22 protein-coding genes are annotated in these 25,047 nt (G+C 43.1%); 19 read left to right on the top strand and 3 right to left on the bottom strand.

The features are described from left to right. The first annotated feature begins 20 nt into the window (after positions 1–20). A complete protein-coding gene (locus V6668_RS15095; protein ID WP_036615892.1) occupies positions 21–950 on the top strand; it encodes a carbohydrate ABC transporter permease in 930 nt (309 codons plus the stop codon). A gap of 20 nt (positions 951–970) precedes the next feature. Continuing rightward, complete coding sequence (locus V6668_RS15100; RefSeq protein WP_100526248.1) at positions 971–2,629, top strand: ABC transporter substrate-binding protein; 1,659 nt, start codon at positions 971–973, stop codon at positions 2,627–2,629. Between the two features lie 224 nt (positions 2,630–2,853). Here V6668_RS15100 and V6668_RS15105 read toward each other — a convergent pair whose 3' ends face one another. Next, positions 2,854–3,996 (bottom strand): glycosyl hydrolase family 8, encoded by a 1,143-nt coding sequence (locus V6668_RS15105; RefSeq protein WP_338708839.1) that lies wholly within the window; start codon positions 3,994–3,996, stop codon positions 2,854–2,856. 287 nt (positions 3,997–4,283) lie between these two features. On the opposite strand from V6668_RS15105, the gene V6668_RS15110 reads away from it, so the two are divergent. The 13 genes from V6668_RS15110 to V6668_RS15170 all read left to right on the top strand — a co-directional run bounded on the left by V6668_RS15110 (position 4,284) and on the right by V6668_RS15170 (position 18,894). Further along, positions 4,284–5,567 (top strand): SGNH/GDSL hydrolase family protein, encoded by a 1,284-nt coding sequence (locus V6668_RS15110; RefSeq protein WP_338708840.1) that lies wholly within the window; start codon positions 4,284–4,286, stop codon positions 5,565–5,567. A 41-nt stretch (positions 5,568–5,608) separates the two neighbouring features. Continuing rightward, positions 5,609–6,382 carry an alpha/beta hydrolase gene (locus V6668_RS15115; protein ID WP_338708841.1) on the top strand — a complete coding sequence of 258 codons (774 nt, stop codon included), beginning with the start codon at positions 5,609–5,611 and terminating at the stop codon, positions 6,380–6,382. 71 nt (positions 6,383–6,453) lie between these two features. Further along, complete coding sequence (locus V6668_RS15120) at positions 6,454–7,089, top strand: glycoside hydrolase family 11 protein (protein WP_047842966.1); 636 nt, start codon at positions 6,454–6,456, stop codon at positions 7,087–7,089. Between the two features lie 133 nt (positions 7,090–7,222). Continuing rightward, on the top strand, positions 7,223–8,062 hold the full coding sequence (locus V6668_RS15125) for a formylglycine-generating enzyme family protein (RefSeq protein WP_338708842.1): 840 nt from the start codon (positions 7,223–7,225) through the stop codon (positions 8,060–8,062). A 350-nt stretch (positions 8,063–8,412) separates the two neighbouring features. Beyond that, positions 8,413–9,528, top strand: coding sequence for a response regulator transcription factor (locus V6668_RS15130; protein WP_338708843.1), 1,116 nt, complete (start codon positions 8,413–8,415; stop codon positions 9,526–9,528). Between the two features lie 22 nt (positions 9,529–9,550). Beyond that, positions 9,551–11,314 (top strand): sensor histidine kinase, encoded by a 1,764-nt coding sequence (locus tag V6668_RS15135; RefSeq protein WP_338708844.1) that lies wholly within the window; start codon positions 9,551–9,553, stop codon positions 11,312–11,314. 13 nt (positions 11,315–11,327) lie between these two features. Beyond that, positions 11,328–12,869 (top strand): response regulator, encoded by a 1,542-nt coding sequence (locus tag V6668_RS15140; protein ID WP_051447405.1) that lies wholly within the window; start codon positions 11,328–11,330, stop codon positions 12,867–12,869. 139 nt (positions 12,870–13,008) lie between these two features. Further along, entirely contained in the window at positions 13,009–14,664 is a 1,656-nt protein-coding gene (locus V6668_RS15145; RefSeq protein WP_036671131.1) for an extracellular solute-binding protein, read from the top strand. Positions 14,665–14,776: 112 nt separating this feature from the next. After that, entirely contained in the window at positions 14,777–15,742 is a 966-nt protein-coding gene (locus V6668_RS15150; RefSeq protein WP_036615861.1) for an ABC transporter permease, read from the top strand. A gap of 12 nt (positions 15,743–15,754) precedes the next feature. Next, complete coding sequence (locus V6668_RS15155; RefSeq protein ID WP_017688457.1) at positions 15,755–16,657, top strand: carbohydrate ABC transporter permease; 903 nt, start codon at positions 15,755–15,757, stop codon at positions 16,655–16,657. Positions 16,658–16,939: 282 nt separating this feature from the next. Next, complete coding sequence (locus V6668_RS15160; protein ID WP_036615858.1) at positions 16,940–17,314, top strand: response regulator transcription factor; 375 nt, start codon at positions 16,940–16,942, stop codon at positions 17,312–17,314. Further along, the gene (locus V6668_RS15165; RefSeq protein WP_036615855.1) at positions 17,304–17,939 is read left to right on the top strand and encodes a chemotaxis protein CheC; all 636 of its coding nucleotides are present in this window, start codon (positions 17,304–17,306) and stop codon (positions 17,937–17,939) included. Before V6668_RS15160 ends, V6668_RS15165 begins: the two co-directional genes overlap by 11 nt. After that, positions 17,932–18,894, top strand: coding sequence for a sensor domain-containing diguanylate cyclase (locus V6668_RS15170; RefSeq protein ID WP_036615852.1), 963 nt, complete (start codon positions 17,932–17,934; stop codon positions 18,892–18,894). The genes V6668_RS15165 and V6668_RS15170 overlap by 8 nt, the downstream gene beginning before the upstream one ends. 739 nt (positions 18,895–19,633) lie before the next feature. On the opposite strand, the gene V6668_RS15175 is transcribed toward V6668_RS15170, so the two are convergent. Then, positions 19,634–19,861 carry a hypothetical protein gene (locus V6668_RS15175; protein WP_338708845.1) on the bottom strand — a complete coding sequence of 76 codons (228 nt, stop codon included), beginning with the start codon at positions 19,859–19,861 and terminating at the stop codon, positions 19,634–19,636. A 265-nt stretch (positions 19,862–20,126) separates the two neighbouring features. Between V6668_RS15175 and V6668_RS15180 the strand changes: the two genes are divergently transcribed. Further along, the gene (locus tag V6668_RS15180) at positions 20,127–20,924 is read left to right on the top strand and encodes a hypothetical protein (protein WP_036615847.1); all 798 of its coding nucleotides are present in this window, start codon (positions 20,127–20,129) and stop codon (positions 20,922–20,924) included. A 72-nt stretch (positions 20,925–20,996) separates the two neighbouring features. On the opposite strand, the gene V6668_RS15185 is transcribed toward V6668_RS15180, so the two are convergent. Beyond that, positions 20,997–21,341 carry a winged helix-turn-helix transcriptional regulator gene (locus V6668_RS15185; RefSeq protein WP_074095086.1) on the bottom strand — a complete coding sequence of 115 codons (345 nt, stop codon included), beginning with the start codon at positions 21,339–21,341 and terminating at the stop codon, positions 20,997–20,999. A 266-nt stretch (positions 21,342–21,607) separates the two neighbouring features. Between V6668_RS15185 and V6668_RS15190 the strand changes: the two genes are divergently transcribed. From V6668_RS15190 to nfsA, 3 genes are all read left to right on the top strand, one after another. Further along, positions 21,608–22,711, top strand: a complete 1,104-nt coding sequence (locus V6668_RS15190) for a Gfo/Idh/MocA family oxidoreductase (protein ID WP_338708846.1) — start codon at positions 21,608–21,610, stop codon at positions 22,709–22,711. A gap of 114 nt (positions 22,712–22,825) precedes the next feature. Next, positions 22,826–24,172 carry an NtaA/DmoA family FMN-dependent monooxygenase gene (locus V6668_RS15195; protein WP_338708847.1) on the top strand — a complete coding sequence of 449 codons (1,347 nt, stop codon included), beginning with the start codon at positions 22,826–22,828 and terminating at the stop codon, positions 24,170–24,172. 14 nt (positions 24,173–24,186) lie between these two features. Next, on the top strand, positions 24,187–24,927 hold the full coding sequence (gene nfsA, locus V6668_RS15200; protein ID WP_338708848.1) for an oxygen-insensitive NADPH nitroreductase: 741 nt from the start codon (positions 24,187–24,189) through the stop codon (positions 24,925–24,927). Positions 24,928–25,047: the final 120 nt, after the last annotated feature.

A 25,047-nucleotide genomic window follows, 5' to 3' on the forward strand; every position in this document is an offset into this window, starting at 1 on the left:
GAAAGGAGGAGAATCAACCCATGCCTAACACACAGACAAATGCAGGTCGTTCGCGGATCAAGAGCAGCAGCACGATTCGTGAATCCTGGGGAGACCGCGTATTTATAACGGTTGTTTACTTCATGTTGACAGTGGTGCTGATTGCCGTGCTGTATCCCTTGATATATATTGTGAGTTCTTCGCTCAGCAGCCCTGCTGCCGTCTCCTCGGGAAAAGTCTGGTTGTGGCCCATTGACCTGACGTTTGACGGTTACAAGTCTGTATTGCGGAATGATCAAGTCCTTACCGGTTATGCCAATTCCCTTTTTTATACAGCCTGCGGCACCTTCATCAGCGTGGCACTGACCATTATGATTGCTTATCCATTATCCAAAAAAACGTTTGTTGGTCGCAGCTCGTTAATGATGTTTATTACCTTCACCATGTTGTTCTCAGGCGGTTTGATCCCTACCTATCTGGTGGTCAAAACCATGGGACTGATTGATACCCGTTGGGCGTTGCTGATTCCCAATGCCGTCTGGGTATGGCAAGTCATCATTGCCCGTACCTTTTTTCAGAATTCGATACCGGAAGAATTGTCCGAAGCAGCAGACATCGATGGCTGCAGTGACATCCGGTTTATCTTCAGTATTATCCTGCCACTCGCCAAACCGATTATCGCCGTGTTGTCACTTATGTACGCTGTCGGTCAGTGGAATGCATACTTTGACGCCCTCATCTATCTGAAATCACAGTCGCTCTATCCGCTACAGCTGATATTACGCAGCATTCTTATTCTGAACAGCAGTACGGGGAGCATGGATGCATCGGAAATGATCAAACAGCAGCAGATGGCTGAACTCATGAAGTACTCGTTAATTGTGATGGCCAGCTTGCCGGTGCTAATCATCTATCCTTTTGTTCAACGGTATTTCGTGCAAGGTATGCTGATTGGCTCAGTTAAAGGATAAGTTCATTTTTTCTATTATTCATGAAGGAGAGGATTATATTGAAAAAAGCGGGATTCATCATTCTTGCCTGTATGCTGTTTACCTCGTTGGTACTTGCCGGATGTTCAAGCTCTGATAAGGGGAACGGGGAAGGCAGCGATCCGTCAGGCAAGACGGCCATTAATGTGTTTGCTCACCAGGGTTCGGATACCAACCTGTCCACTAACAAATTCACGAAGAAAATGGAAGAGAAGTTTGATATTCAGTTCAACTGGACTACGGTTCCATTCGACGGTGCAGCGGAGAAAAGACAGATTTCACTGGCTTCCGGTGATTATCCGGACTTGTATCTGCTCATCCCTTGGGTAGATCGTTTCTCCCAGACAGACTTGTTGAAGTTTGGTCAGCAGGGGGTTATTTTGCCGCTGAATGATCTGATTGAGGAGCATGCTCCCAATATTAAAAAAGTACTTGAGAGCAATGACTATTATCGGGCCATGAACACTGCTCCTGACGGAAATATCTATGGTCTGACGGGTCTGAATGAATGTTTTCACTGTTCATACCCCAACAAGATGTGGGTCAACACCAAATGGATGGAACAACTAGGCCTGACCGAACCCACGACGACAGAAGAATTTAAGGAAATGCTTCGGGCATTTAAAACGAAAGACCCGAACGGGAACGGTAAAGCCGACGAAGTACCGCTAAGCGGTTCGACTGAAAATTTCGGTGTGCACATTATTCCGTACTTGATGAACGGTTTTATCTATGACGACGATCGGAATTATCTCATTGTCAATCAGGGGAAAGTGGAGACCGTAGTGAACAAACCGGAGTGGAAAGAAGGGCTTGCCTATATTAAATCCCTGTACGATGAAGGGTTGATTGATCCAGGGGCATTTACCCAAAACGTCGGGGCCTTCAAAAAAATTGGAGATAACGCTGATGCACAGCTTCTCGGTGCGGGAGCAGCGATGCATCCATCATTATTCGTAACCACTGCCGAAGGTTCTCCTTACGGGAATGATTACAATCCCATCCCTCCATTGAAGGGACCCCATGCTGCTTATGCTACGTACAACTATCCGATTGATCCCGGAGCGTCTTTTGTACTGACAAACAAAGCCAGTGAGGAAACACAGATCGCGGCCATAAAGCTGCTGGATTATCTCTATACCCAGGAAGGAACCATGGCATCATATCTGGGAGAAGAGGGCGTAAGCTGGCGCAAACCACAAGAAGGAGAAGTGGCGCTCAATGATCAGATTGAGCCGTTATACAAAGCCATTCCGCTTCCTTCTGGAGAAGAACCTCGTAATGACAGTTGGGCTGCATTGAGTCAGTACAATCATTATCAGGCATACCGGGACTCCGAAGTACAGGGGACAGACATCTATGCCAATGATGGTGGTGAGCGACGTCTCTATGAGGCGACATTGTTAATGGAGGGCAAGGAACCAAAAGAGATTTTCCCTCATTGGGCATTGTGGGTAGATCCGTCCCAAGCTGATGAAGCCAGCATGATGCAGACCAATCTCAAGGATTACATCGATCAGAACGCCCTGCAATTTATTACTGGCGCCAAAAGTCTGGATAAGGATTGGGATGAATATGTGAAAGGCCTGGAGGGACTGAACATTAATCGATATCTGGAGATTATGCAGTCTTCCTATGATACTTCTTCCGTTTCCAAATAATTAAAGTATCTGAATCATACAGAGCGGGAAAAGTTACTGCCTGTATTTGCACAACCAAACGCGTTCCCGGTTCGCAGTCAACATATGCGAGCCGGGAACGTTTTTTATTGATATAGATTAAATCGTAATATCATTGCATCCTTCTTAAAATTCAGTGATTGGACCTGTGCTGCAAGCCAAACGTTCACAGGGCAGGTTCAACAGCTCGTGCACATTCCCTTAGTTTAGTACATGCGATATCTTCCGCTTAGAGCGAGCATGCTGAAAAAATACAGGCAATTGTCGTAATAACGTCGCTCTCCCTGACGCAAAGGTGTGTTCCAGAACTTGCGAACGAATGTGTCAGCATGTGGACCTTCCGCAGCCAGTGAAGCCATGGCATTGGTAGCCAGCAAACCTACAGGATGCAGTGAAGGTTCGTCGAAAGGTTCACCTTCTATTGTATAACGACGATAATCGGACATTTCAATATCACTGAAGAAGGATTGAATCCGATTGGATTGTTCGATCTGCCAGTGATCCCTGCGGAACCATTCCCAGTCCAGCGCTATATTTGCAGCAACACGGTAGGCATCACTGTAAAAATGTCTGAAATCACCATGCGGCTGTATTGGAGCCGGAGAGCCGTCATAGTTCGCATATTCAGGTGATAATCCGGTTACGGGATGGCAGGCTGTATGAAGGTAAGCACGACTAGCGGCCGCCGCTTCTTTCCAGAAGCGCTGATCTTCTTCATCCGCATATTTCGCGAATAGCTCATAAAAATGAGGCAGATGGTAGGATGGGTCGCTAAACGGTGTTTCTGGTATGAATTTGATCAGTTTTGTTTCCGGGTCCCACATGGGATCGCCTTCGCCGTCTTCGCCTTGATGTATACATGCACGAAGGATTTTGCGGGCTTGTGCCTTGTAATCATAAGGTTCAGCCCCATCGCCCCAGCGGTTGGATGCAAAAAAAAGCGCCATGGCAAAAAACTCCTCACCATCAGGAGCAGGACCTTGTGAGAGTCGGGTTCCGTCAGGCTTGCAATGCCAGGCAAAATAATCTTTATAACGTCCCGCTTTATGTTGCATAAACGTGTGTGAGAAATTCCAGAGTCGATCAAATTCCTCCTTTTTGTCCATCTGAACAGCCATCATCATGCCATAGGACATGCCTTCGGAGCGAACATCGAGATTACCGGTGTCCAGCAAATAACCCTTATCCTCACCCATAGGGTAATATATTCGAGTATTGTCATCGCCATAAAACAGCTCGTTCCATGTTTCTTCCAATCTGTTCGTGATCTCATTCTCATCGTAGCCTAGCTTCAAGAACAGATTTGTATATGTACCCGTATCCCACGCGCCTTGACCCGTGATATTCATGAGTATCCTCCTTCATCAATGCGGTTTTTCAAAATTATAACATGGAAATAGTATACAAATTAAAGCGTTTACATGAAAAATTATAGGTGTTCTGATCTGCTTGTCATTGTACTCAAATTAAAATGATATATTGGTTAAAATCCTATACTTTGTCAGGTTGTTGTAAAATTATGTAAGGGATACACTTTGGGAGAAGGATCACATCTGATCTAATAATACAAGCTGTGATTCTTTAAAAGTTATTTGAGGATGGTCAGAATCTAACCGGAAGGATGTGATGATGATTTATGCTCCAGGATTCAGGAGATGCAGGTGAAAACACGGAATTCACTGCACCGCGCGATCCAGTTGGAGTGACAGCGTCGGCAGTCAAGCCCGCAATTGATTTTGAGTCACCTAGATATCGCGACATGATTGGCCGATCTCTTCTGAACAAAGGAAATAATGTCAGATTAAAACGAGCCATTGAGAAGGCAAAAAACGGCGAACCTGTCGTTATCGCTTATATTGGAGGCTCCATTACCCATGGTGCTGGTGCAGTACCTATTCATCTCCAAAGTTACGCTTATCGGTCTTATGAGTCGTTCAAGTTTATGTTTGCGCTTTCAAAAGATAGTCCGATTCATCTGATTAAAGCAGGTGTGGGTGGAACTCCTTCAGAACTGGGGATTGTACGTTATGATCGTGATGTGCTGAGGGGAGGTGCCGTTCAGCCGGATATTGTCATAATCGAATTCGCAGTCAATGACGCAGATGATGAAACCCAAGGTAAATCTTACGAGAGTCTGGTACTCAAAGCACTTACTGCCGATAACAAGCCAGCGGTCATCTTGTTATTCAGTGTATTCGAAAATGACTGGAATCTACAGGATCGTCTCGCTCCGGTAGGCTGGCATTATGATCTGCCAATGGTAAGTGTGAAAGATGCTGTCGTAGAACAGTTCAACAAGACAAAAGGTGAAGGCAACGTTATTTCCAAAAAGCAATTTTTCCATGATATATATCATCCAACTAACATAGGGCATCGAATTATGGCCGATTGTTTGGAATATTTGTTCGACGTGACGAATCGTTCTGAGTGGGATGAGAAAGATCATCATATTGAAAAAGCTCCGCTAATTGGAAATGAATTTGTTAATGTGAAGCTGTTGGATCGGAAAAACGGCAATCACATTGCCCGAATCGATGCAGGCTCTTTTTGTAAAACAGACACGGATCTGCAGATGGCTGAGATGGATGCTCATGACTATGGTACACCTCAGTTCCCCAACAACTGGATGCGTACAGGAGAGGGAAAAGAGGATCAGAGTAGCTTTCGGATAAGTTTGCAGTGCAAACGCCTCATTCTGATCTTCAAGGATTCTGGTAACGATGAATTCGGAACTGCACATATCAAGGTAGATGGGGTATTTGTCCAAAAAGTCGATCCGCGTCAAGTGAACTGGACCCATTGCCATGCCACACTTCTGCTTAACGAAGAGCATGTGGGGGAGCACTCCATCGAGATCGAAATGGCGGAAGGCCATGAACATAAATGCTTCACTATTCTGGGTTTTGGCTATGTGGATTAACTGAAGACTGATAGTCACTCATATGTTCGGAGGAAAAGAGAATGGAATTGATCTCACCAGCAGTAACGGGATATGACCAGTATCGGGAGAATATACCACGTGGAGTCATGGAGACGGTAGAGTATCCTTCCACCACGGTTGGCAATTCCCGTAAAGCGATGGTGTACACCCCACCAGAATTTTCTTCGACAACGATGTATCCTGTACTTTTTCTTTTGCATGGTATTGGTGGAGACGAAACCGAATGGCATACTCATGGTTCTCCGCAAATTATTCTCGATAATCTGTACAGCGATAATTTGCTTGAACCGATGGTTATTGTTTTCCCTAACGGTCGCGCTATGTCGAATGACCGAGCCGAAGGAGACCTGTTTGAACCTGAGAAAATCAAAGCATTTAAACGGTTCGAATCCGATCTGCTCAACGATATGATACCTTACATGGAGTCGAACTACCCTTTGCATAAAAGCCGGGATAAAAGGGCGATTGCTGGTTTATCCATGGGTGGAGGTCAATCCTTAAATATCGGATTAAGTAATCTAGACCATTTTGCATGGATCGGTGCTTTCTCCGCAGCCCCAAATACCAGAAGTCCGGAGCTGCTTGTCCCTGATCTTTCGAAAGCGCCTTCATTACTCTCGCTGTTATGGATCTCTTGCGGTGAACAGGACAATCTTATAGAGATTAGTCTTGGGGTTCACCAATATTTGACGCAACACGGAGTACCTCATATTTGGCATGAGGAAAGTGGAGGACATGATTGGCCCGTGTGGAAGAACGATCTGTATTTGTTTTCGCAACGTCTTTTCAAGTGAATTTGCTGAAGAACATTCATATCGGATTGTAGCATCAACCAAATCTATTAAAATATCAGGAGGTATAATCTATGTTTAAATTTAGCAAAAAATTGTTAACCGTTGTTCTCGCATCTGCCATGAGTTTTGGTGTCTTCGCAGCCACATCGAGCGCAGCAACAGATTATTGGCAAAATTGGACAGATGGTGGAGGAACGGTCAACGCCGTGAATGGATCGGGCGGGAATTACAGCGTGAATTGGCAAAATACCGGGAACTTTGTTGTCGGGAAAGGGTGGACATACGGTACGCCTAATCGAGTGGTCAATTATAATGCCGGCGTATTCTCTCCTTCAGGTAACGGCTATCTCACCTTCTATGGTTGGACTAGAAACGCTCTAATTGAATATTACGTGGTGGATAGCTGGGGAACGTATCGTCCTACCGGAACGTATAAGGGCTCGATGACTAGTGATGGCGGCACATATGACATCTATACAACGATGAGATACAATGCACCTTCCATTGATGGTACTCAGACTTTCCCTCAGTATTGGAGTGTTAGACAGACCAAGAAACCAATCGGAGTCAATTCTACCATCACGTTCAGTAATCATGTGAATGCATGGGCGAGCAAAGGGATGTACTTAGGCAACAGCTGGTCCTATCAGGTGATGGCAACGGAAGGTTATCAAAGTAGCGGAAGCGCAAACGTGACGGTTTGGTAAAAATGATGTGATGCAGTTCAACTTCTGCACCTGCATTTGAAATTCAATTTTCCGGTAGCGTTGAGTAACGTTATTCTCCAGACTAACGGACCTCGACGTTGCCGGATTTAAGCTAGTAAAGGAGAATAATTGAATGAAGAAGCTGGTATGGTTAACTTTAATCGCTATAGTTGTTAGTCTAAGTGCTTGTTCAGCAAGTAATACGAAATTAAGCGATGACTTGGTATTCGTCGAAGGAGGAGCCTTCAAGAGCAGTAAGCCGAGTCAGATCGATAGGAATGAAACGCTGGATTCCTTCTATATTGGCAAATACGAAGTAACTCAAAAAGAATGGATGGAGGTTATGGGGGAAAACCCTTCTGGCTTCAAGGGAGATGACCTGCCTGTTGAAATGGTCAGCTGGTATGACGCAGTGCAATACTGTAATCAAAAAAGTATAAAAGAAAACCTGAAACCTTATTACAATATAGATAAAGACAACCAGGACACGAATAATCACAATGAAAATGACACTATAAAATGGAATGTAACGATCAACGAGGACGCCAACGGTTACCGTTTACCCACAGAGGCAGAATGGGAATACGCTGCAAGCGGAGGTCAAAAGAGCTTAAATTACACATACAGCGGAAGTAACAATCCTGATGAAGTTGCTTGGTACTGGGTAAATGCCGGCGAGAACATTCTGACGGGTGACTGGAGCTGGCCCGCTATTGAGAGCAATCGTAATCAAACCAAAAAAGTCGGAACTCAGAAGGCGAATGAGTTAGGAATCTATGATATGTCTGGGAATGTGAGAGAATGGTGCTGGGACTGGTACAGCGATTCGGAGAGTCCAAATCAAACTTGGCGAGTTGTGAAAGGCGGAGGCTGGATCGGCGGTGTCAATAACAATGAAATATCATTTCGAGGCAAATTTGATGCAAATGGTTTTGGTCCCGATCAAGGATTCCGTATTGTACGTGGAGAATGAAAAATCTTTCTACTGACAATAGATTACTTCTGAGCTAAACCTATACTTTGTCGGGTGAAAACCTATAGTTTAACAGGTTGTTGTACAAAAATGTAAGCGTTACACTTGAATTGTTAACCCGGCGCTTCGCTACAATCGGAGCGTTCTTATAGTACGGTCCGATGGAACCATGTTCTATGTTATTGATAAATGACGATGAGACTGGTAGAAATTTTGTTCTCCAAAGTTGTGCGAGCAGACAACAATCCTGCTGTTGTTCTGCTGTTTAGCGTTTTCAGAACAACTGGAATCTACCTATTGATATAGATAAAATACATGCAGCTGATCAAGGACAAAAGTGAGGTGAGCTAATGTACAAGGTCATTGTCGCGGATGATGAGCCGTTTATGCTAGAAGGATGGAGAACAATGATTGACTGGCGAGCTTGTGGATATGAACTCTGCGGAACGGCAACAGATGGGGAGGAAGCACTTGCTTTATTCAACTCGGTTGAACCGGATCTTGTCGTCACGGATATTCAAATGCCTGTTATGGATGGTCTTGGTTTGATTCACACCTTGCGAGAAGATCTCGCCTATACCTCTAAAATTGTTATCGTTACAGGATACTCCGATTTTAATTACGCGAAGCAAGCCATACGGTATCAGGTCGATCAGTACGTGCTTAAACCTCTTGTTGCCGAGGAGATTCATCAAATCCTTATGGACATGATTGAACCTCTGGACAAACGCAGAAATGAGCAAAAACAGCAAAATGGAGTCATGGTTACAGATGAAGCCTATGAGAATCATCTTAATGAATATCTAATAAGCGAAGAATATGATTTAGAGCAAATGATGAACATCTCCAAAGAGATCTTGGCGTTGATTGAAGCAGAAAATACGTATTCTATCGATATTGCAGTGAGTGCACTGTTAGAGAAAAGTGAGAAAGCAGAGGTTTCGTTGGAATGGATACATCATGTCATCCGATATATCCATGGGGAGTTGCTACGTAAATATGGAAAAAGAGAGGGTTGCAGAGAAATACTATGTGAAAAAGATTGGCATGAGGCTGCGAGTTGGTCTTCCGGCACATTGCAAGACCTGTGTGTTCGACTGTCCAAGCAACTTTCCCAGTCTGAATTGAACCAAAAGACGGGTACGGGAGGGCTTGTTGCAGAAGCAGTGAATGAATTGAAGCAACACTATCGAAGTAAAATTAAATTACAAGATGTAGCTAATCGTATTCACGTGAATTCTGCCTACCTGGGTCAACAGTTCAAGCGGGAGATGGGGGTCAGTTTCAGTGACTATGTGCACCAGCTTCGTGTTGAGGAGGCCCGTAAACTCCTGCGACGTACCAATATGAAGATCACTGACATTGCATTCAGGCTAGGATATCATGATGCTGAATATTTCACCCAAAAATTCAGAGCGCATACAGGGGAGCTTCCGTCAGTCTATAAAAACAAAAACCAAGGGTGATTATATGCGTCATAAATTCTGGATGTTCAGTAAGGTTAATGATATTCCTCTCCGATCCAAATTTCTGCTTATTTATGTACTTAGTATTCTCCTTCCTGTAATAACGATTAATATCTTCTTTTATGAACGAACCTCTGCGGATATCAAGATTAGAGAACAGGAAAATCTGCGTAAATCCATCGACAGGGCTGCGGGGGAACTGCTAGGCATGATTGATGAGAGCGTTGCCCTGAGCCGAATTATTGCAGCAGACGATTCGCTCTATGAGGCACTGGATCGGACCTATCACTCCCCCGTGGATTATTACAACGTCTACCATGCATTCCTGCGAGATAAATTAACACGGTACATGTCAGCGAATATTCTGGAGGTGCGTATCTATACGGATAACGATACCATTCAGACGGGTAGTCATTATATCGTGATGAAAGACAAGAATGTACTCCCTGGATTGAAACAGCTGAAATCCACCAGTGGAGGCATTCTTGTCGTTGATTATATTGAGCCATCCGGATTTAACGCGGGAAGAAGAATCAGTGTGATTGGCAAAATGGATACCTATACTTCCTATGCTAATTACAACAAGTATTCCAAGATTGATCTGGAACTTAGCCGGGTGTACAGCATTTTAAATCGTGAATCAGACAGTCTTCAGCTGCGACTGGTGGACAGCAACAATCGAACTGTCGTTTCAAGTGGGGAGTTCAGCGAAACCGACTTATCCCCCCTTGATAATGAATCAATGCTCAAGGAATCTGGAGATTCTGCTTACACGCTCGAAAAATCGTTGGGGAATCTAGCCTACCTAAAGGGTTGGAAATTGATTGGAGTTGCCGAAACGCGTCACCTTGACCACCTTTTGCAAGAAGCCTTTAAATCAATTCTGGGGTTGCTCGCATTAAGTATCGTGGTCCCCTCTGTATTGATCTACATTATTTTGCGTTCCTACCACTATCGGATTCGCAAGTTATCCAGACATATGGAGAAGGTTCGTAACGAACGATTCGATCTGATTGAAATTCACGAAGGCCGCGACGAAATTGGCGGGCTTATTCGTACATTTAACATCATGATTGGTAAAATTCATACGCTGATTAATGACGTATATAAACTGGAAATCCGCCAAAAAGATCTGGAGCTGGATCAAGTGAGGACTGAATTGTCCATGCTCCAGAGTCAGATGAATCCCCATTTTTTATTTAACACATTGAATGCCTTGCTAGTCGTTAGTACAAAGAATGGATATACGGAAGTAATTGAGATTATTAAAAGTCTGTCCAAGCTGATGAGACAGTTGCTCAGTCATTCTGACAATCTGATTCCTTTGCAAGAAGAGCTGCAATTTACGAATCTTTATCTCCAGATTGAGAAGTTTCGCTTTGGAGAGCTGTTTGATTACACCTTCGAGGTTGATCCTGATGCTGCTTCGTTGCTCATTCCCAGAATGAGTATTCAACCGCTCGTCGAAAATGCCTGCAAACACGGCTTGCAGGCGCGAAAAAATGGAAGACAGATCAAGATAACGGCGAGTCGAAACGCTTCTGAACTGGTTATTCAGGTGATCGATAATGGAATCGGTATGGATGCAGGGAGATTAACCGAGCTCCTGCGAGATATTCGTTCTGAAAGACCCAGGAACGGCGAGCATGTAGGACTCCGCAATGTCTACCGCAGGTTGGAACTCTTTTATGAAGGAAATGCGATATTTGATCTAAGCAGTGTACCTGGAAAGGAAACCATTGCAGGGTACCGTATACCGATCTCCAAGCTGGAACAGAGGAAATAGGAGGTAAACTCTCATGTATAAAGTATTGTTAGTCGATGATGAACCTTATGCCATTGAAGGGTTACAGCTTCTGATCAATTGGGAAAAGTATGGTTTCGAAATCAGAGGCGTGTGCGCCAACGGTGAGGAAGCCATTCGGATGATGGAACAAGATCGACCTGATCTCGTGGTGACAGACATTCGTATGCCTGTGATGAATGGGCTGGAACTTGTAGAAGAAGCACGACGATTGGAACATGAGTCTGTGCTGTTTGTCATCACGAGTGGATACAGTGACTTTAATTATGCCAGACAAGCTATTCGATTAGGTGTCTCCAACTATCTAACCAAACCGGTTGACAGTACAGAAGCAGAGGATATGTTGGTCCGTCTCCGTATGCAATTGCAGGAGCGTGAAACCCAGGAGCGTATAAGGGAACATGCAAACGAGCAAAGGATCAAAGCGTTTTTGTCCGCACTGATTAAGGATAAGCAAAATATATCGGAGGAGGAGATGTCAGAGATACGTCCTCGTTTAAACAAGTCCCATTGGGCATACCTGCGGATAGCCTTTCAGGGAGATATTCAGGAAGTCTGTTCAGTAGTCGAACAAACGGCTGAAGAAACAACTTGCTGTTATGTGATAGACAGAACAAGAGACTCATTGGGGCTTGTATGGGGGGAGGAAACGAATAATAGAAATGAGACGTTTGAAGCAATTAAAGCTTTTACCCAGCGTTTGATGAATAATATGCAACATAACGGCTGCGGAGATATTCATATCGCGGTTGGATTAACGGTCAACAAACTGGAGCATTTATCTGAATCCTTCCGCTCCGCTCAGGAAGTTGGGCGTTATTTGTTTTTTAATCAAGAGCGTCTTTTGTTTGCCGAAGATATTCAGCTGGAGAATTGGCAGTTTGATCCGGAAACGCTGTCAGAGGTGGACCATATTTGCGATTTGCTTGAAAACGGTTCTGTGGAGGAACTCTCGTCTGCGATTCGGAGTGCTTTTGAACTGTTTGTACAGATGAAGGCTGCGCCAGAGATTGTACATATTTTCTCTACCCATATTATATTCCGCGGATTGTCCCTGTGCAGAGAATTAGGAGGAGAACCTAATGCTCTAATGAACGAATTGGCGAGCGGAATTCTGGAGAAGGGCCATCGAAATATAGAAGAGGTTGCTAACAATCTGGAACATTTCTGTTTACAATGCAAGTCAGCACTGGCAATTTTCCGGGAGAGGCAAATGGGTGGCATCCAGGCGACGGTTGCTGAATATGTGCAGATGCATTACAGGGAGACATTTACGATCCAGGAGCTCGCAGAACGATTCTACGTGAATCCTGTCCATTTAGGGCAATCCTTTTTGCGAAAGTATGGTAAGGGTGTAATCGAGGTAGTACATGATCTAAGAATGGAAGAAGCGAAGCGTCTGCTCCAGCAGACGAATCAAACATCCAGTGCGATTGCGGAGCAAGTAGGGTACCGCAGTTACCAGCATTTTCTCAGACACTTCGAAAAACGAACAGCCATGAAACCAGTAGAATACAGGCAAAAGTATGCGAATTGATCCATGAAAAAGAAGAACCCCTCCTGAATAAGACCTACAATTACAGGGGGGTAGACCTTAAATGTATATATTTTGTAACCGCATACATTTCTTCATACTAAAAACAGTAAGACATACCACTTCCAAGGAGGGCAAGTACATGGGGGGACTTAAGAAAAAGAAGCTTTGGGGTTCCGTATCACTCGTTCTGGCTTTGAGTTTGGCACTGGCAGGATGCAGCGGTGACAATGAGAAAGCGACTACAAAGGATGGGAAAGAGGTACTGAACATCTCGGCCTTTATCGGAACGCCAAATCAGGCGCCAGCTAAAGATAACCGAATCTACAAGAAGATTCAGGATGAACTCGGCGTTAATCTTGAGATGGAGTTTCTAGTAGGTGATCTTCAACAGAAGTTGGGCGTTATGATTGCCGGGGGTGATTTCCCGGATCTGATCACAGCAGACACCAAGTTGGTCTCAGCGGGTGCGGTTATTCCGCTCGAAGATCTCATTGAAGAGCATGCACCTAATCTGAAGAAACATTTCGGTAAAGACTGGAACCGGATGAAAGATTCCAGTGACGGACATATTTACTGGTTGCCTAACTATGGAGTGTATACAGGAGAGTTCATTAGTAACTATTATTCTGGTCCTGCATTCTGGATCCAAAAGTCCATACTGAAGGATGCCGGGTACCCAACTCCTAAAACGTTGGATGATTTCACAAAGTTGGTCCGTGATTATGCAGCCAAGAATCCAACTATTGATGGTCAACCAACGATTGGTTTCACTACATTGGCTTCAGACTGGCGGACGTTCCCTTTGCTTAACCCACCTGAACATCTTACGGGTCACCCCAACGACGGGGGCGTAGTCGTAGATGATAGTGGAGTCGCAACCGTTTTTGCCGACAAAGATATCTCCAAACGGTATTATAAGGAACTAAACAATCTGTACAACGAGGGATTGCTGGATAAAGAAGCCTTTGTTCAGAACTACGATCAATATCTGGCCAAAATTTCTTCGGGACGTGTGCTTAGTATGTTCGACCAGCACTGGAATTTCCAAGCCGGCGAAGACCCACTCGTAGCACAGGGGAAAATTGGCCAGACATACGTAGGCTTCCCGCTTGTCTATGATACAAGTATCACAGATCATTATCTGGATCGTCCGGTCATTAACTTGAACAATGGTTTTGGTATCAGTAAAGATGCCGAAGACCCTGTCGCACTCATCAAATTCCTCGATAAGCTTATGGACGAGAAGTACCAGAAGCTCTTGTCATGGGGTGAAGAGGGTGTAGACTATCAAGTGAATGAAGAGGGAAGATTCTATCGTACACCAGAGCAACGGACAGAGCAGGATGATCCAGCATGGAGATTGGTTAACAAAGCTGAAGGTTTCTACGCTGCTGCACCGAAGCTTGAAGGAACATTTGAAGATGGCAATGCAATTGGAGCGATCAACCAACCTGAGGAATTCTATGACAACCTCAAACCGGAAGATAAAGAACTTCTGGATGCATACGGCTTCAAAACGTGGAGTGACTTCTTCTCTCCTGCACCAGAAAATCCAGTGTACTATCCAGCATGGCAGGTCGATCTGAAAGAAGGCTCTGATGCTGCGGTAGCGAACAAACAAATGACAGACACTTCATTGAAATTCTTGCCTAAAGCAATCATGTCAAAACCGAATGAGTTCGATAACATTTGGACTGAATATGTAGACGCTTACAAGAAGATCGATGTTAAATCCTATGAAGATCGAATTAATGATCAACTGAAATGGAGAATCGAGAACTGGTCTGTTAAATAAAAAAATGCGGCAATGATTCTCTCGGAAGGTATCAACCAAAGGATTACTCAGGCGAGTGCCTTCCGGGGACATCATCCTTAAAGTCGCTGCAAGCCAATAGGAGGAGTGAAAGATGGCGAACACGCCTGGAGCCATACCAGAGCAAACCACCAGTACAGTCGTTCCCAAAGCACCACTGTTAAAACGATTGCGCGGACAAAGACAACTCATGTTCATGTCATTGCCCATCGTTGCGTACATTCTCGTATTCTCGTATTATCCCATTTGGGGCTGGGTTATGGCCTTTCAGAATTACAGTCCTGCGAAGAGTTTCACGCAGCAGGAATGGGTCGGGCTCAAACACTTTAAGTTTTTGTTAACAGACGATGCATTTCTTAACGTGCTTCGTAATACCATTGCGATGAGCGTCATCAATATGGTGCTCGGATTTGCGACAGCAATTATATTTGCCATTTTACTTAATGAGATCAAACATAAGTTATATAAACGAACCATTCAAACAATATCGTATTTACCTCACTTTCTCTCATGGATTATTGTGACAGGTATCGTAGCAAGTTCACTATCTGTAGATGGTGGGATTGTGAATGTGGTACTCATGAAGCTGCATATCATTCAAGAACCTATCATGTGGCTTAGCGTTCCGGAATACTTCTGGGGCATTGTAGGCGCATCCCATGTATGGAAAGAAGTTGGCTGGAATGCCATTATTTATTTGGCGGCCATCACGTCTATCGATCCTTCCCTCTATGAAGCGGCAGAGATTGATGGTGCGAACCGATATAAGAAAATGCTGTATGTGACCTTACCCGGAATCAAATCCATTGTTATCATTTTGCTGATCATGAATATGGGCTGGATTTTGGAAGCTGGATTCGAGGTTCAGTATCTGTTAGGTAATGGTGTGGTTGTCGACTGGTCACAGACGATAGATATATTTGTCCTGAAATACGGACTACAGATCGGGAATTATTCTTTGGCTACTGCGGCAGGTATCTTCAAAACAGTAGTTAGTATCACGCTGATCTTTGCGGCGAATTCAATTTCCAAACGGCTCGGGGAAGACCGATTAATATAAGGGGGACTAGAGATGGGAATCAATAAATCTCGGCTTGAACCGATTGTCTTCCATACGTTAAATGGTATACTGATGATCGCAATCGCGATTGTTACCCTGTATCCGTTTGTGAATACACTCGCCGTATCTTTCAATGCCGGTAATGACACCATCCGGGGTGGGATTTATCTGTGGCCTCGGGTATGGACAGATCAAAACTACAGAGCAGTATTTGCAGGAGGGACCATCTTCAGCGCCTTTGGTATATCTGTGGCGAGAACGGTTTTGGGAACAGTTTTAAGTCTATTCTTAACCTCCATGCTGGCTTACACACTAAGCCGAAAAGATTATATATTACGAAAGCCCATTACCATTACAGTTGTTCTTACGATGTATTTTAGTGCAGGTCTTATTCCAACTTACTTCCTAATGAAAGATTTGCATTTGTTAAACAACTTCCTGGTGTACATTATTCCTGGGCTGATCAGTGCATTTAATATGATTGTTATTCGAACCTATATCCAGACACTACCCGAGGGATTGATCGAATCCGCCAAAATTGATGGTGCTGGAGATTTCAGAACATTCATTTCCATTATTCTACCGCTGTGCCAACCGGTTCTCGCTACTGTTGCACTGTTCATTGCAGTCGGTCAATGGAATTCTTGGTTTGATACGTTTCTGTATGCATCTTCCAAACAAAACCTGAGCACGCTGCAATATGAGTTGATGAAACTATTATCATCTTCTATGAATTCCAACAGCAGTGCAGCCGTTGCCAATGGTGCAGATCTTGGTGCTGCGCGTAACATGGTCACACCTGTATCTATTCGGGCAGCGATTACGATTGTTGCCGCATTACCCATCTTAGTTGTATATCCATTTTTGCAGAAGTATTTCGTTCATGGCTTGCAGCTTGGAGGGGTAAAAGAGTAAACTTAATGCAGTTCCAGATAACCGATCAAAAACGGTCACTAGGTGACCGTTTTTTTATGTTTTTTAAACGGCGGACCTTAGTATGTCAATTGCACACGAATCGAACTTATTCAATAATGTTGTTGACAATTAAATTAAAGTTACTATAATTTATATTTACTTGATTCACCAGTCAGTCTCTTTTCAGGGTGCCACTGCGCGCGAAAGCCCTATATCAAGAACTGTCCACAGCGCCTGACCATCCCGAGCTCTTACCATTTTATCAAGGAGACTGAAGAGAAAATGAAAGTATTAATCGTGGAAGACTCCATTTTCGTACAGAAATTACTTACAAAGCTGATTGTTGATCATATTCCAGAATGCGAGATTCAGATTGCTAACAATGGAGAGCAAGGATACAACCTATTCAAGGAATTTCAACCTGATTTTATAACCACCGACCTGCTGATGCCTGGTTTGAACGGACAAGAAATGCTTCGAATGATTCGAGAAACGGATAGCAATGTCAAAATTATTATCTTATCTGCAGATATTCAGAAGACAACTAGGGATGAAGTTGAAATGTTAGGCATTTCTGGTTTTTTGAATAAACCGTTAACCGCAGAGAAGGCAACTACCATGATTCAACTGATTCAGGCGGCCTATCATGCTGAATGATTTACAGAAGGATTTGCTTACTGAACTAGTGAACGTTTACGTGGGACAAGCGGCTAACATGTTGTCAGAGATTGTAGACAAGCGTATCGTTTTGAATATTCCGGAAGTGGAACTAATCTCCATATCCGATGTTGATCCTGGAGATCGAAGATACAATATTTTCTTTAGTGAAGGTCACCTGTTTAGGTCATCTTTACAGTTTGGATACGAATTTCAGGGAAAAGCATTTCTGATGTTTCCTGTTGAGCAGGCTAAAGTATTGGCAAACATCTGTCTTGGAGAACTGGGTGAGAGCGTTATATCGAACGATCCGAACCTGATGGACACGGATTTGGACGTTTTGAAGGAAGTTAGCAATGTCCTGCTTAACGCCATTATTGGAGAATTCGGTAACTTCCTGGAGATCAAACTGGAATACGTCCTGCCTGATATTGAACTGATCTATGTCACCAATTCCGATCAACAAATATTGCTTCAGAATGAAGTTTATGTCCTGGTTTTACATACCTCGTTTTTACTTGCCGATACGGATGTGACAGGTATCATTGTCATAGCACTGAGTATGAACTCCATATCGAGCCTGCTGGCCAAAATGGACGCTTTGTTGGAGGCGGGCAATGGATAATCTTATTTCACAAGCTTTGAACAAAGCCCATATGGGAATAATGATCGTGGACAGGCATTTAAAAATTGTTGTGTGGAATGCCTGGTTGGAGCGCTTTACTGGCAAGAATGTAGAAGAGGTAGTAGGCTTGAATCTGCTTGAGATCTGCCCACGGTTTAAGTCGAACATGTATTTAAATATTTTGCAAAATGCGCTGTATCATGGACAGAGCAGATTTTGCTCAAGCGCTTTACATAAGGCGTTCATTCTTCCTAATGAAGGAGAGGATGAACAATTATTCAGACAAAATATGCATGTTGAACCGCTCTATCATGAAGATCGGAGTTACGCCCTTATTCAGATTACTGACATGACTAACACCAATACCAGGGTATATAAACTTAAAAATCTGATCAAAGAACTGGAGACGGAGTACGCCAAAATCAAAATCTCCGAGAAAATCAGCAAGCATTTGTCTTTGCATGATCCACTTACCGGTCTGCCTAATCGTCTTGCTTATAATGACCGTCTTGCCTGGGCCATCAGTAATGCCAAAAGAAACCATAACAAACTAGCCGTCATGTTTGTGGATGCTGATGGGTTTAAACAAGTGAATGATACATATGGACACCATGTTGGCGATCAAGTGTTGCTGGAAATGGCAAAGCGATTAAGTGAAACAATTCCAAGTGCGGACACTGTAGCTCGGCTTGGCGGGGACGAATTCATCATTTTAAGCCATCTGAAAGATGATCACGATGCTGAAGTCATCGCCAAAAGATTGGAAGCTGCATTCAGTACCCATTTCAAAATTGCCGGAAACTATATCAACCTTTCGATGAGTATTGGTATCAGCCTATTTCCCAAGCATGGACAGGAGCCTTCCGAACTTCTGAGACATGCGGATGGAGCTATGTACAAGATTAAAAAGAATGGCAAGAATGGTTACGGAATTTATGAACCTGAAAATGCTTAAGAAATCTAAAAATGTCTTTTAATAAAGTTGCTATAATAGCAACTTTATTTGTCTATACAATTAACATAAGAAAAAATACATTTTTTCTATGAATAATATTTTTTTACATATGAAGATGAGAGAGTAGTTATTGAGTAATGTAGTAATCATTCAGCCAGTAATACTTATAAAGGAGTGTGCATATTGAATGTAATAGATGGGTCGATAATCGTACTTTTGCTGTTCAGTTTCTAATTCTATTACTGTACGGAATGCCGATTATCTTAATCATAGTGGGGTATTTCATATTTAAAGGGTACAAGAAGCGCAGGGGTGTGAAGACGAACGATAAGTCGGTGGCTCCTGATGGTCAGCAAGCTACTATTAAACCATAGATTAATGTTGATACCACGATATTGAGCGGGACCAGAGTAAGGCCCGATTGAGAGCCGCTATATTAGCGGCTTTTTTGGATTTTAAATAAGAAGAAGTCTGAAAGAGGCGATAGTCAGAACAGTACCAAAAGCAAGGAGAAAAACGCCTCTAAACTTGATGCCCATCATATCGTATTCATGAAGTTCATCCTTCGTACGATTAAAAGGCCATGAATTAGGTCGTCTCAGTGCTCTAACCCCAAAGAATAAACCAATCATTCCAAGCAACAGAAAGAAAAAGAAGAAAAACATATCATCCCCCCTTTAACAAAGATAAGTAATATGGAAACCTATTGATTTGCCTATGCTGGCTGAGAATACATACTTTATGAAGGGTTACGTGGTTTGAACATTTTGTAGAAGATCAAACTGTATACATACGCCATAACCATAGGTTTAAAATACGAAGCGTAAGACCAGATGATGTACCATCTATTAAAATACCACACTTTTCCGTAATCTTTGGCGATCCACTCTACAATAGTCAATATGAGAGCTGATACAACTGCTACTAACCATGGATGTGCTCGATGCCTGTTAATATAATATATCATAAGACATCCAGCCATAAGGAAGAGACCCACATCGAATGGCAGAGCTGAAAAGGAGCGATTCGTGAATTACGGAGCAAGGTGTCAAAAATATGTCTTTGATGTTAAGGCAAGAAAACTAGCGAATCTATTTCAAAAAAACTGGAACAGTGCTATGATATAAAAGGAAAATAAATCTAATTATTACAATAAATTTAATATATTTACAGAGAGGGATTAAAGATTGAAACTATAATCCAAATATTTTTTATTATGAGGAGGAGAAACTATGAATAAGAGAAAAACGAAGAAAGTTAGTACGGTAATGATTTGTATTCTATCGTTATTTTTGGCATCTTCAACAGTCCTGGCTAATACTGCATCTTCACCGTATAGTACACCCAAAATTAAGGGACACACGTACACTTTCACATCTGAAGTATGGACTCGAAATTTCACTACAGGTACGACTGCTGAAGCCGTTGCATCAGTGAAGGCTTCAGCAAGTGTTCCAAATGGATATATGGGAGCTATGGCTAGATTGTACACATCTGGCGGAAGCTTAACAGCTTCAAGTTCCATGACATATAATACGTCGAAAACCTCTAGTTTTTTTGTCTACTCTCCAAGAATAACGACTAAAACGACGTATTATGCTCAGAACGTTGGTGAATTCTATAATGGGAATGGATACACTCGTTATACTGGATACAAATCGCCAAACTTAAAGTTATCGAACGTAAATTCATCAAATGTTTTATTTGAAAACAACACTGAAACATCGGAAACGATTCACGAATTATTGCTTCAAACTAAATATGATGTCAATTCACAGGGCGATACCTATGGCTCAGCATTATCTGAACCAATCATTGGGGTTGAACCCGATTTGATTGCTGCAATTGGCACCAATGGAATCGAGGGTTATCTAAAAGCTGAAGATCTTACACCTAAAATCACTACCATCGAAGAAGCCTTGGCACAAACACAAGTGAATGGTACTGTTCGAACGATTCATTTGTATGATGTAGAAGGAGACAATATTATTGGAGAATTTGATGTAGTTACTGATTATAAAGTAGAATAGAAATTTTTCAGAGTAAAAGAGCCGCTAAATTGCGGCTTTTTTGGGTTAAGCTATCCATTTCAATTAAGTTGCTTAGCCGTATTCTTTTCCAAAGTCCTCCATCTTTTCAAGGATCGGTAGTAACTTCATTCCCTTGTCTGTTAACGAATACTCAACTCGCGGAGGAACTTCCGGATATACATCACGTTGAATAACACCATCATTCTCCAACTCTTTAAGCTGCTTTGTGAGGGAGCCTTGAGACAAATCTCCAAGGAATTTTTTGATATCCGTATATCGACGTGTTTCGTCTTTCAGGTACCATAAGATAAAATATTTCCAACGCCCAGAAAGGACATTCTGAGTAAAAGCTATGGCGTACATGTCACTTTTTCCATCTATAAACTCTTGTTCAAATCCTTCGTTGCAAACTCTCATTCATATCACTCCTGATCCAAAGGTACAAAAAGATGTACTATGTTCATTTAAATTGCCCTCTTTGCTAATAAAACAAATACACCTATGATGGTGTCAACACCAAAACAATTTCAGTTTACCTAAAGTGTGAAAGAATAATTAATGTTATCTCGATTGAATAGTTAGCAAGCTAAATAAATATATCATACAAATGAGTGACTGATAAGGGCTGGAGACAAACCGATATTCGATCATACTGTAAATTTTAACAAGGGAGATGTTTAACAATGAGTAAAAAAATTCGTACAGGTATCATAGGGGCATCCATTAATAACGGGTGGGCGAGTGGAACACATATTCCAGCTATTCAGCATTTGGATGAGTTCGAGCTTACAGCGGTTGGGACAAGTAATATGGTGAGTGCAAAGGCAAGCGCAGAAGCTTTCAATGCAGATCACGGCTTTGATAATATGGAGGAGTTGGCTCAGCATCCTGATGTGGATATGGTCGTTGTCAGTATTAATGTCAAGGAACATTATAACGCCGTTAAAGCCGTCGTGCCTGCTGGCAAACCAATCTATTGTGAATGGCCACTGGGGTCGAATACAGAGGAAGCGCTTGAAATGCAGGAATGGATAACGTCCGCACAACTGCCAAATGCGATTGGATTACAGGCTAGACAAGCCCCGGCCGTTCAATATGTAAAAGATATATTGGCAGAAGGTTATGTCGGTAAAGTGTTGTCTGCCAACCTGAAGATCTCCATTGATGGCATGGGTGGCGTTGGTGATAAGTCGAGTGCGTACTTGTTTGATCGGAAAGTTGGAGGGAACTTGCTGACCATTGTAGGTGGACATAATCTGGATGCCTTCACTTTCATGCTTGGGGACTTTACAGAATTGTCTGCCACCACAGCTCAACAGTTTCCAGAAGTTGAATTGGTAGATATTCAGAAAGTCATCAAGAAAACAACGGATGATCAGATCATGATTACAGGAAGATTGACTAATGATGCAGCAGCCAGCGTTCATATTCAAGGTGGAGTTAAACATCAGACAGGACTCACACTTGAAATTTTCGGAGACAATGGCACGATTGTGCTGAGCGCCCCGGCATCCATTCAATTCGGATCACACCAATTACGCGGTGCAGGATCTACGGACAACGAGCTTTGTGAACTACCCATTCCCGATGCCTATTACTCGGCTCCACATTCTTTATATAACGACTCCGGAATTGTTCTGAACATGGCTCAGGCTTATCGTAAGTTTGCCAAAGATATTCAAGAAGGTACTACCTTAGCACCTAATTTCGCGGATGCGGTGAAACTACATCAGTTACTGGATGCCGTCGAGAAATCAGCCCAGACCGGTGAACGTCAATATCTATAACCCTCACTCAACGGAACAAAATCCGATCCATCCAGATACTTAGCATGCTAAATATATTCACGCTATAGTAAGGGCACAAATATCTGTGCCTGTCCAGAACGAAGGAGAAACGTTATGAAAAAAAGAAGTGAAATGCAACTGGCTTTACAGATGGTTTCGGGTTATGGAGCCGAATTTAGCGCATGGAGAATGCCTGGCACGGATCCTGCAGCTTACACCAATATGGATAGTTATGTAGAACGGGCTAAATTAGCTGAACAAGGAAAATTTCAAATGATTTTCATCGCTGACACTCCAGGCTTATCCAATAATTTAGGCCCACAGACACCTATGTTTCCTATGGACCCCATGTTGGCACTGATGGCAGTAGCAAGAGAGACACAACACATCGGGCTTGTGGCTACCCTCTCTACAACATTTAATTATCCCTACAACATTGCACGTCAGTTCAAAGCACTGGATGTTATCAGTCATGGACGTGTGGGATGGAATGCAGTTACCACATCCGATCCCCTAGCGGCTGCTAATTTCGATGCCAGGGTTGAAAATCGCCAAGAGCGCTATGACAAGGCACATGAAAGCATACAAATTGTTCAGGCCTTGTGGGGGAGTTGGGAACCAGACGCTTGGACGTTAGATGTAGAAGGAGGGGAATTTGCTGATATGGACAAAATCCAGCCTATTAACCTTCAGGGTCAATATTATGCATCTCGTGGTCCTTTGCCCATTCCGCCCTCTGAGCAAGGGCAGCCAGTGATTTTCCAGGCAGGGGGAGGAGGTGAAGGATTAGAATTAGCTGGGAAATATGCTTCGGGAGTGTACGCCAATCCTTATGATATTACGTCTGCCCGTGAACACAGACAAGCCATAAGGCAAAGTGCTGCCCGTTTTGGTCGAAACCCCGATGATATCAAAATGTTTGCTGGTTTTATGTTTTCTCTGGCTTCAACGGAGGAAGAAGCTCTGGATCGTCGGAAACAGCTTATGAGCTTTAATCCCCAGGAAATCCCTAGCAGGGTAAGTTACCTCGGCTCCATGGTTGGTTTACCCTTATCGGTAAACTCCGTAGATATAGATCAACCTTTAGCGCCAGACTTGTTGAAAAATGCATATGCCAACCCCATGGACCCACGTTCTCCGAGAGCCTTAAAGTTATTAAAAAAAGGACTCTCTGTAAGGGATGTTCTCGCTCACGGGGTCATCAACTATCATCCGGTTGTTGCAGGCACCCCGACACAGGTTGCTGACTTCTTGGAAGAATGGTTTTTGGCTGAAGCATGTGACGGATTCTCAGTCGTGCCCGATGTATCTTTTGATGGCGTTGCAGATTTTGTGAATCAGGTAGTACCTATCTTGCAGGAACGCGGTTTGTTTCATAAGGAATATGAAGGAAAAACACTACGCGAGAATATGGGCGTTCCTTACGAATACGGATTGCAGGAACATGGGATCAACGAATAAAGGAGAGGTTTTTAATGAATAACACACTCGAATTGCTTCATAACCATACATCGTTTCGTTCTTACACATCTCAACCCCTAACTGAGGAACAAATAGATGCAATATTTCAGGCAGCAAATCAAACTTCATCGTTCAGTCTTCTGCAGGCGGTATCCATTATACGCATCACAGATCCAGTACTTCGAAAAAAACTCAGACATCTGTGTGTCGATCAACCCTATATTGAAGAAGCGGCCGAATTCTGGATCTTCTGTGCAGATTTTAACCGAAATCATGAAATCGCTCCGGATGTGGATATTGAATATATTGAATTTCTGTTGATTGGTTCTTTCGATGCTGGCCTGATGGCACAAAATGCGTTAACCGCGGCTGAATCGCTGGGACTTGGCGGAGTGTTCATTGGTGCGGTCAGAGCTAATATTAGCGAACTATCTGACGTATTGAATTTACCTAAATATGTTATCCCTCTGGTGGGGTTATGTATCGGTAATCCAGCTGGAGATAAGCCGGAACTGAAACCTCGACTCCCTCAATCCATGGTATTGCTTGATAATCAATACCAACCAATGGATCAAGAGAAATTAGCAATCTATGATGAGACCATGCTGAAGTATTATGAAAATCGTCCGACGAGAGCCCCTTTCACCGTAAAAAAAGTAAAAGGATGGAGTGACCATATCCAGGATCACCTCGAGAGAAGTATTCAACCGCAAATGATGGCCTATTTGAACAAGCAAGGTTTTGCCAAAAAATAAGGACTAAACCAATCTTTCGGGTGAAACTTGGATAGGAAAAGGCCCTTAAAGACGACACTAAGGTGAATTGACACCTGTATATCTCCATGATACATTTAGTCTGCTAAATATAATTCGAAT

The sequence above is a fragment of the Paenibacillus amylolyticus genome (assembly GCF_036894225.1).
GTDB lineage: Bacteria > Bacillota > Bacilli > Paenibacillales > Paenibacillaceae > Paenibacillus > Paenibacillus amylolyticus.

Bases quoted from the DNA above. Each gene is read 5' to 3' on its own strand.
- V6668_RS15175 (WP_338708845.1), bottom strand. From the start codon at position 19,861: ATGATATATTATATTAACAGGCATCGAGCACATCCATGGTTAGTAGCA.
- V6668_RS15105 (WP_338708839.1), bottom strand. From the start codon at position 3,996: ATGAATATCACGGGTCAAGGCGCGTGGGATACGGGTACATATACAAAT.
- V6668_RS15130 (WP_338708843.1), top strand. From the start codon at position 8,413: ATGTACAAGGTCATTGTCGCGGATGATGAGCCGTTTATGCTAGAAGGA.
- V6668_RS15110 (WP_338708840.1), top strand. From the start codon at position 4,284: ATGCTCCAGGATTCAGGAGATGCAGGTGAAAACACGGAATTCACTGCA.
- V6668_RS15100 (WP_100526248.1), top strand. From the start codon at position 971: ATGAAGGAGAGGATTATATTGAAAAAAGCGGGATTCATCATTCTTGCC.
- nfsA (WP_338708848.1), top strand. From the start codon at position 24,187: ATGAATAACACACTCGAATTGCTTCATAACCATACATCGTTTCGTTCT.
- V6668_RS15095 (WP_036615892.1), top strand. From the start codon at position 21: ATGCCTAACACACAGACAAATGCAGGTCGTTCGCGGATCAAGAGCAGC.
- V6668_RS15180 (WP_036615847.1), top strand. From the start codon at position 20,127: ATGAATAAGAGAAAAACGAAGAAAGTTAGTACGGTAATGATTTGTATT.
- V6668_RS15120 (WP_047842966.1), top strand. From the start codon at position 6,454: ATGTTTAAATTTAGCAAAAAATTGTTAACCGTTGTTCTCGCATCTGCC.
- V6668_RS15190 (WP_338708846.1), top strand. From the start codon at position 21,608: ATGAGTAAAAAAATTCGTACAGGTATCATAGGGGCATCCATTAATAAC.
- V6668_RS15140 (WP_051447405.1), top strand. From the start codon at position 11,328: ATGTATAAAGTATTGTTAGTCGATGATGAACCTTATGCCATTGAAGGG.
- V6668_RS15155 (WP_017688457.1), top strand. From the start codon at position 15,755: ATGGGAATCAATAAATCTCGGCTTGAACCGATTGTCTTCCATACGTTA.
- V6668_RS15150 (WP_036615861.1), top strand. From the start codon at position 14,777: ATGGCGAACACGCCTGGAGCCATACCAGAGCAAACCACCAGTACAGTC.
- V6668_RS15125 (WP_338708842.1), top strand. From the start codon at position 7,223: ATGAAGAAGCTGGTATGGTTAACTTTAATCGCTATAGTTGTTAGTCTA.
- V6668_RS15165 (WP_036615855.1), top strand. From the start codon at position 17,304: ATGCTGAATGATTTACAGAAGGATTTGCTTACTGAACTAGTGAACGTT.
- V6668_RS15185 (WP_074095086.1), bottom strand. From the start codon at position 21,341: ATGAGAGTTTGCAACGAAGGATTTGAACAAGAGTTTATAGATGGAAAA.
- V6668_RS15115 (WP_338708841.1), top strand. From the start codon at position 5,609: ATGGAATTGATCTCACCAGCAGTAACGGGATATGACCAGTATCGGGAG.
- V6668_RS15160 (WP_036615858.1), top strand. From the start codon at position 16,940: ATGAAAGTATTAATCGTGGAAGACTCCATTTTCGTACAGAAATTACTT.
- V6668_RS15145 (WP_036671131.1), top strand. From the start codon at position 13,009: ATGGGGGGACTTAAGAAAAAGAAGCTTTGGGGTTCCGTATCACTCGTT.
- V6668_RS15170 (WP_036615852.1), top strand. From the start codon at position 17,932: ATGGATAATCTTATTTCACAAGCTTTGAACAAAGCCCATATGGGAATA.
- V6668_RS15195 (WP_338708847.1), top strand. From the start codon at position 22,826: ATGAAAAAAAGAAGTGAAATGCAACTGGCTTTACAGATGGTTTCGGGT.
- V6668_RS15135 (WP_338708844.1), top strand. From the start codon at position 9,551: ATGTTCAGTAAGGTTAATGATATTCCTCTCCGATCCAAATTTCTGCTT.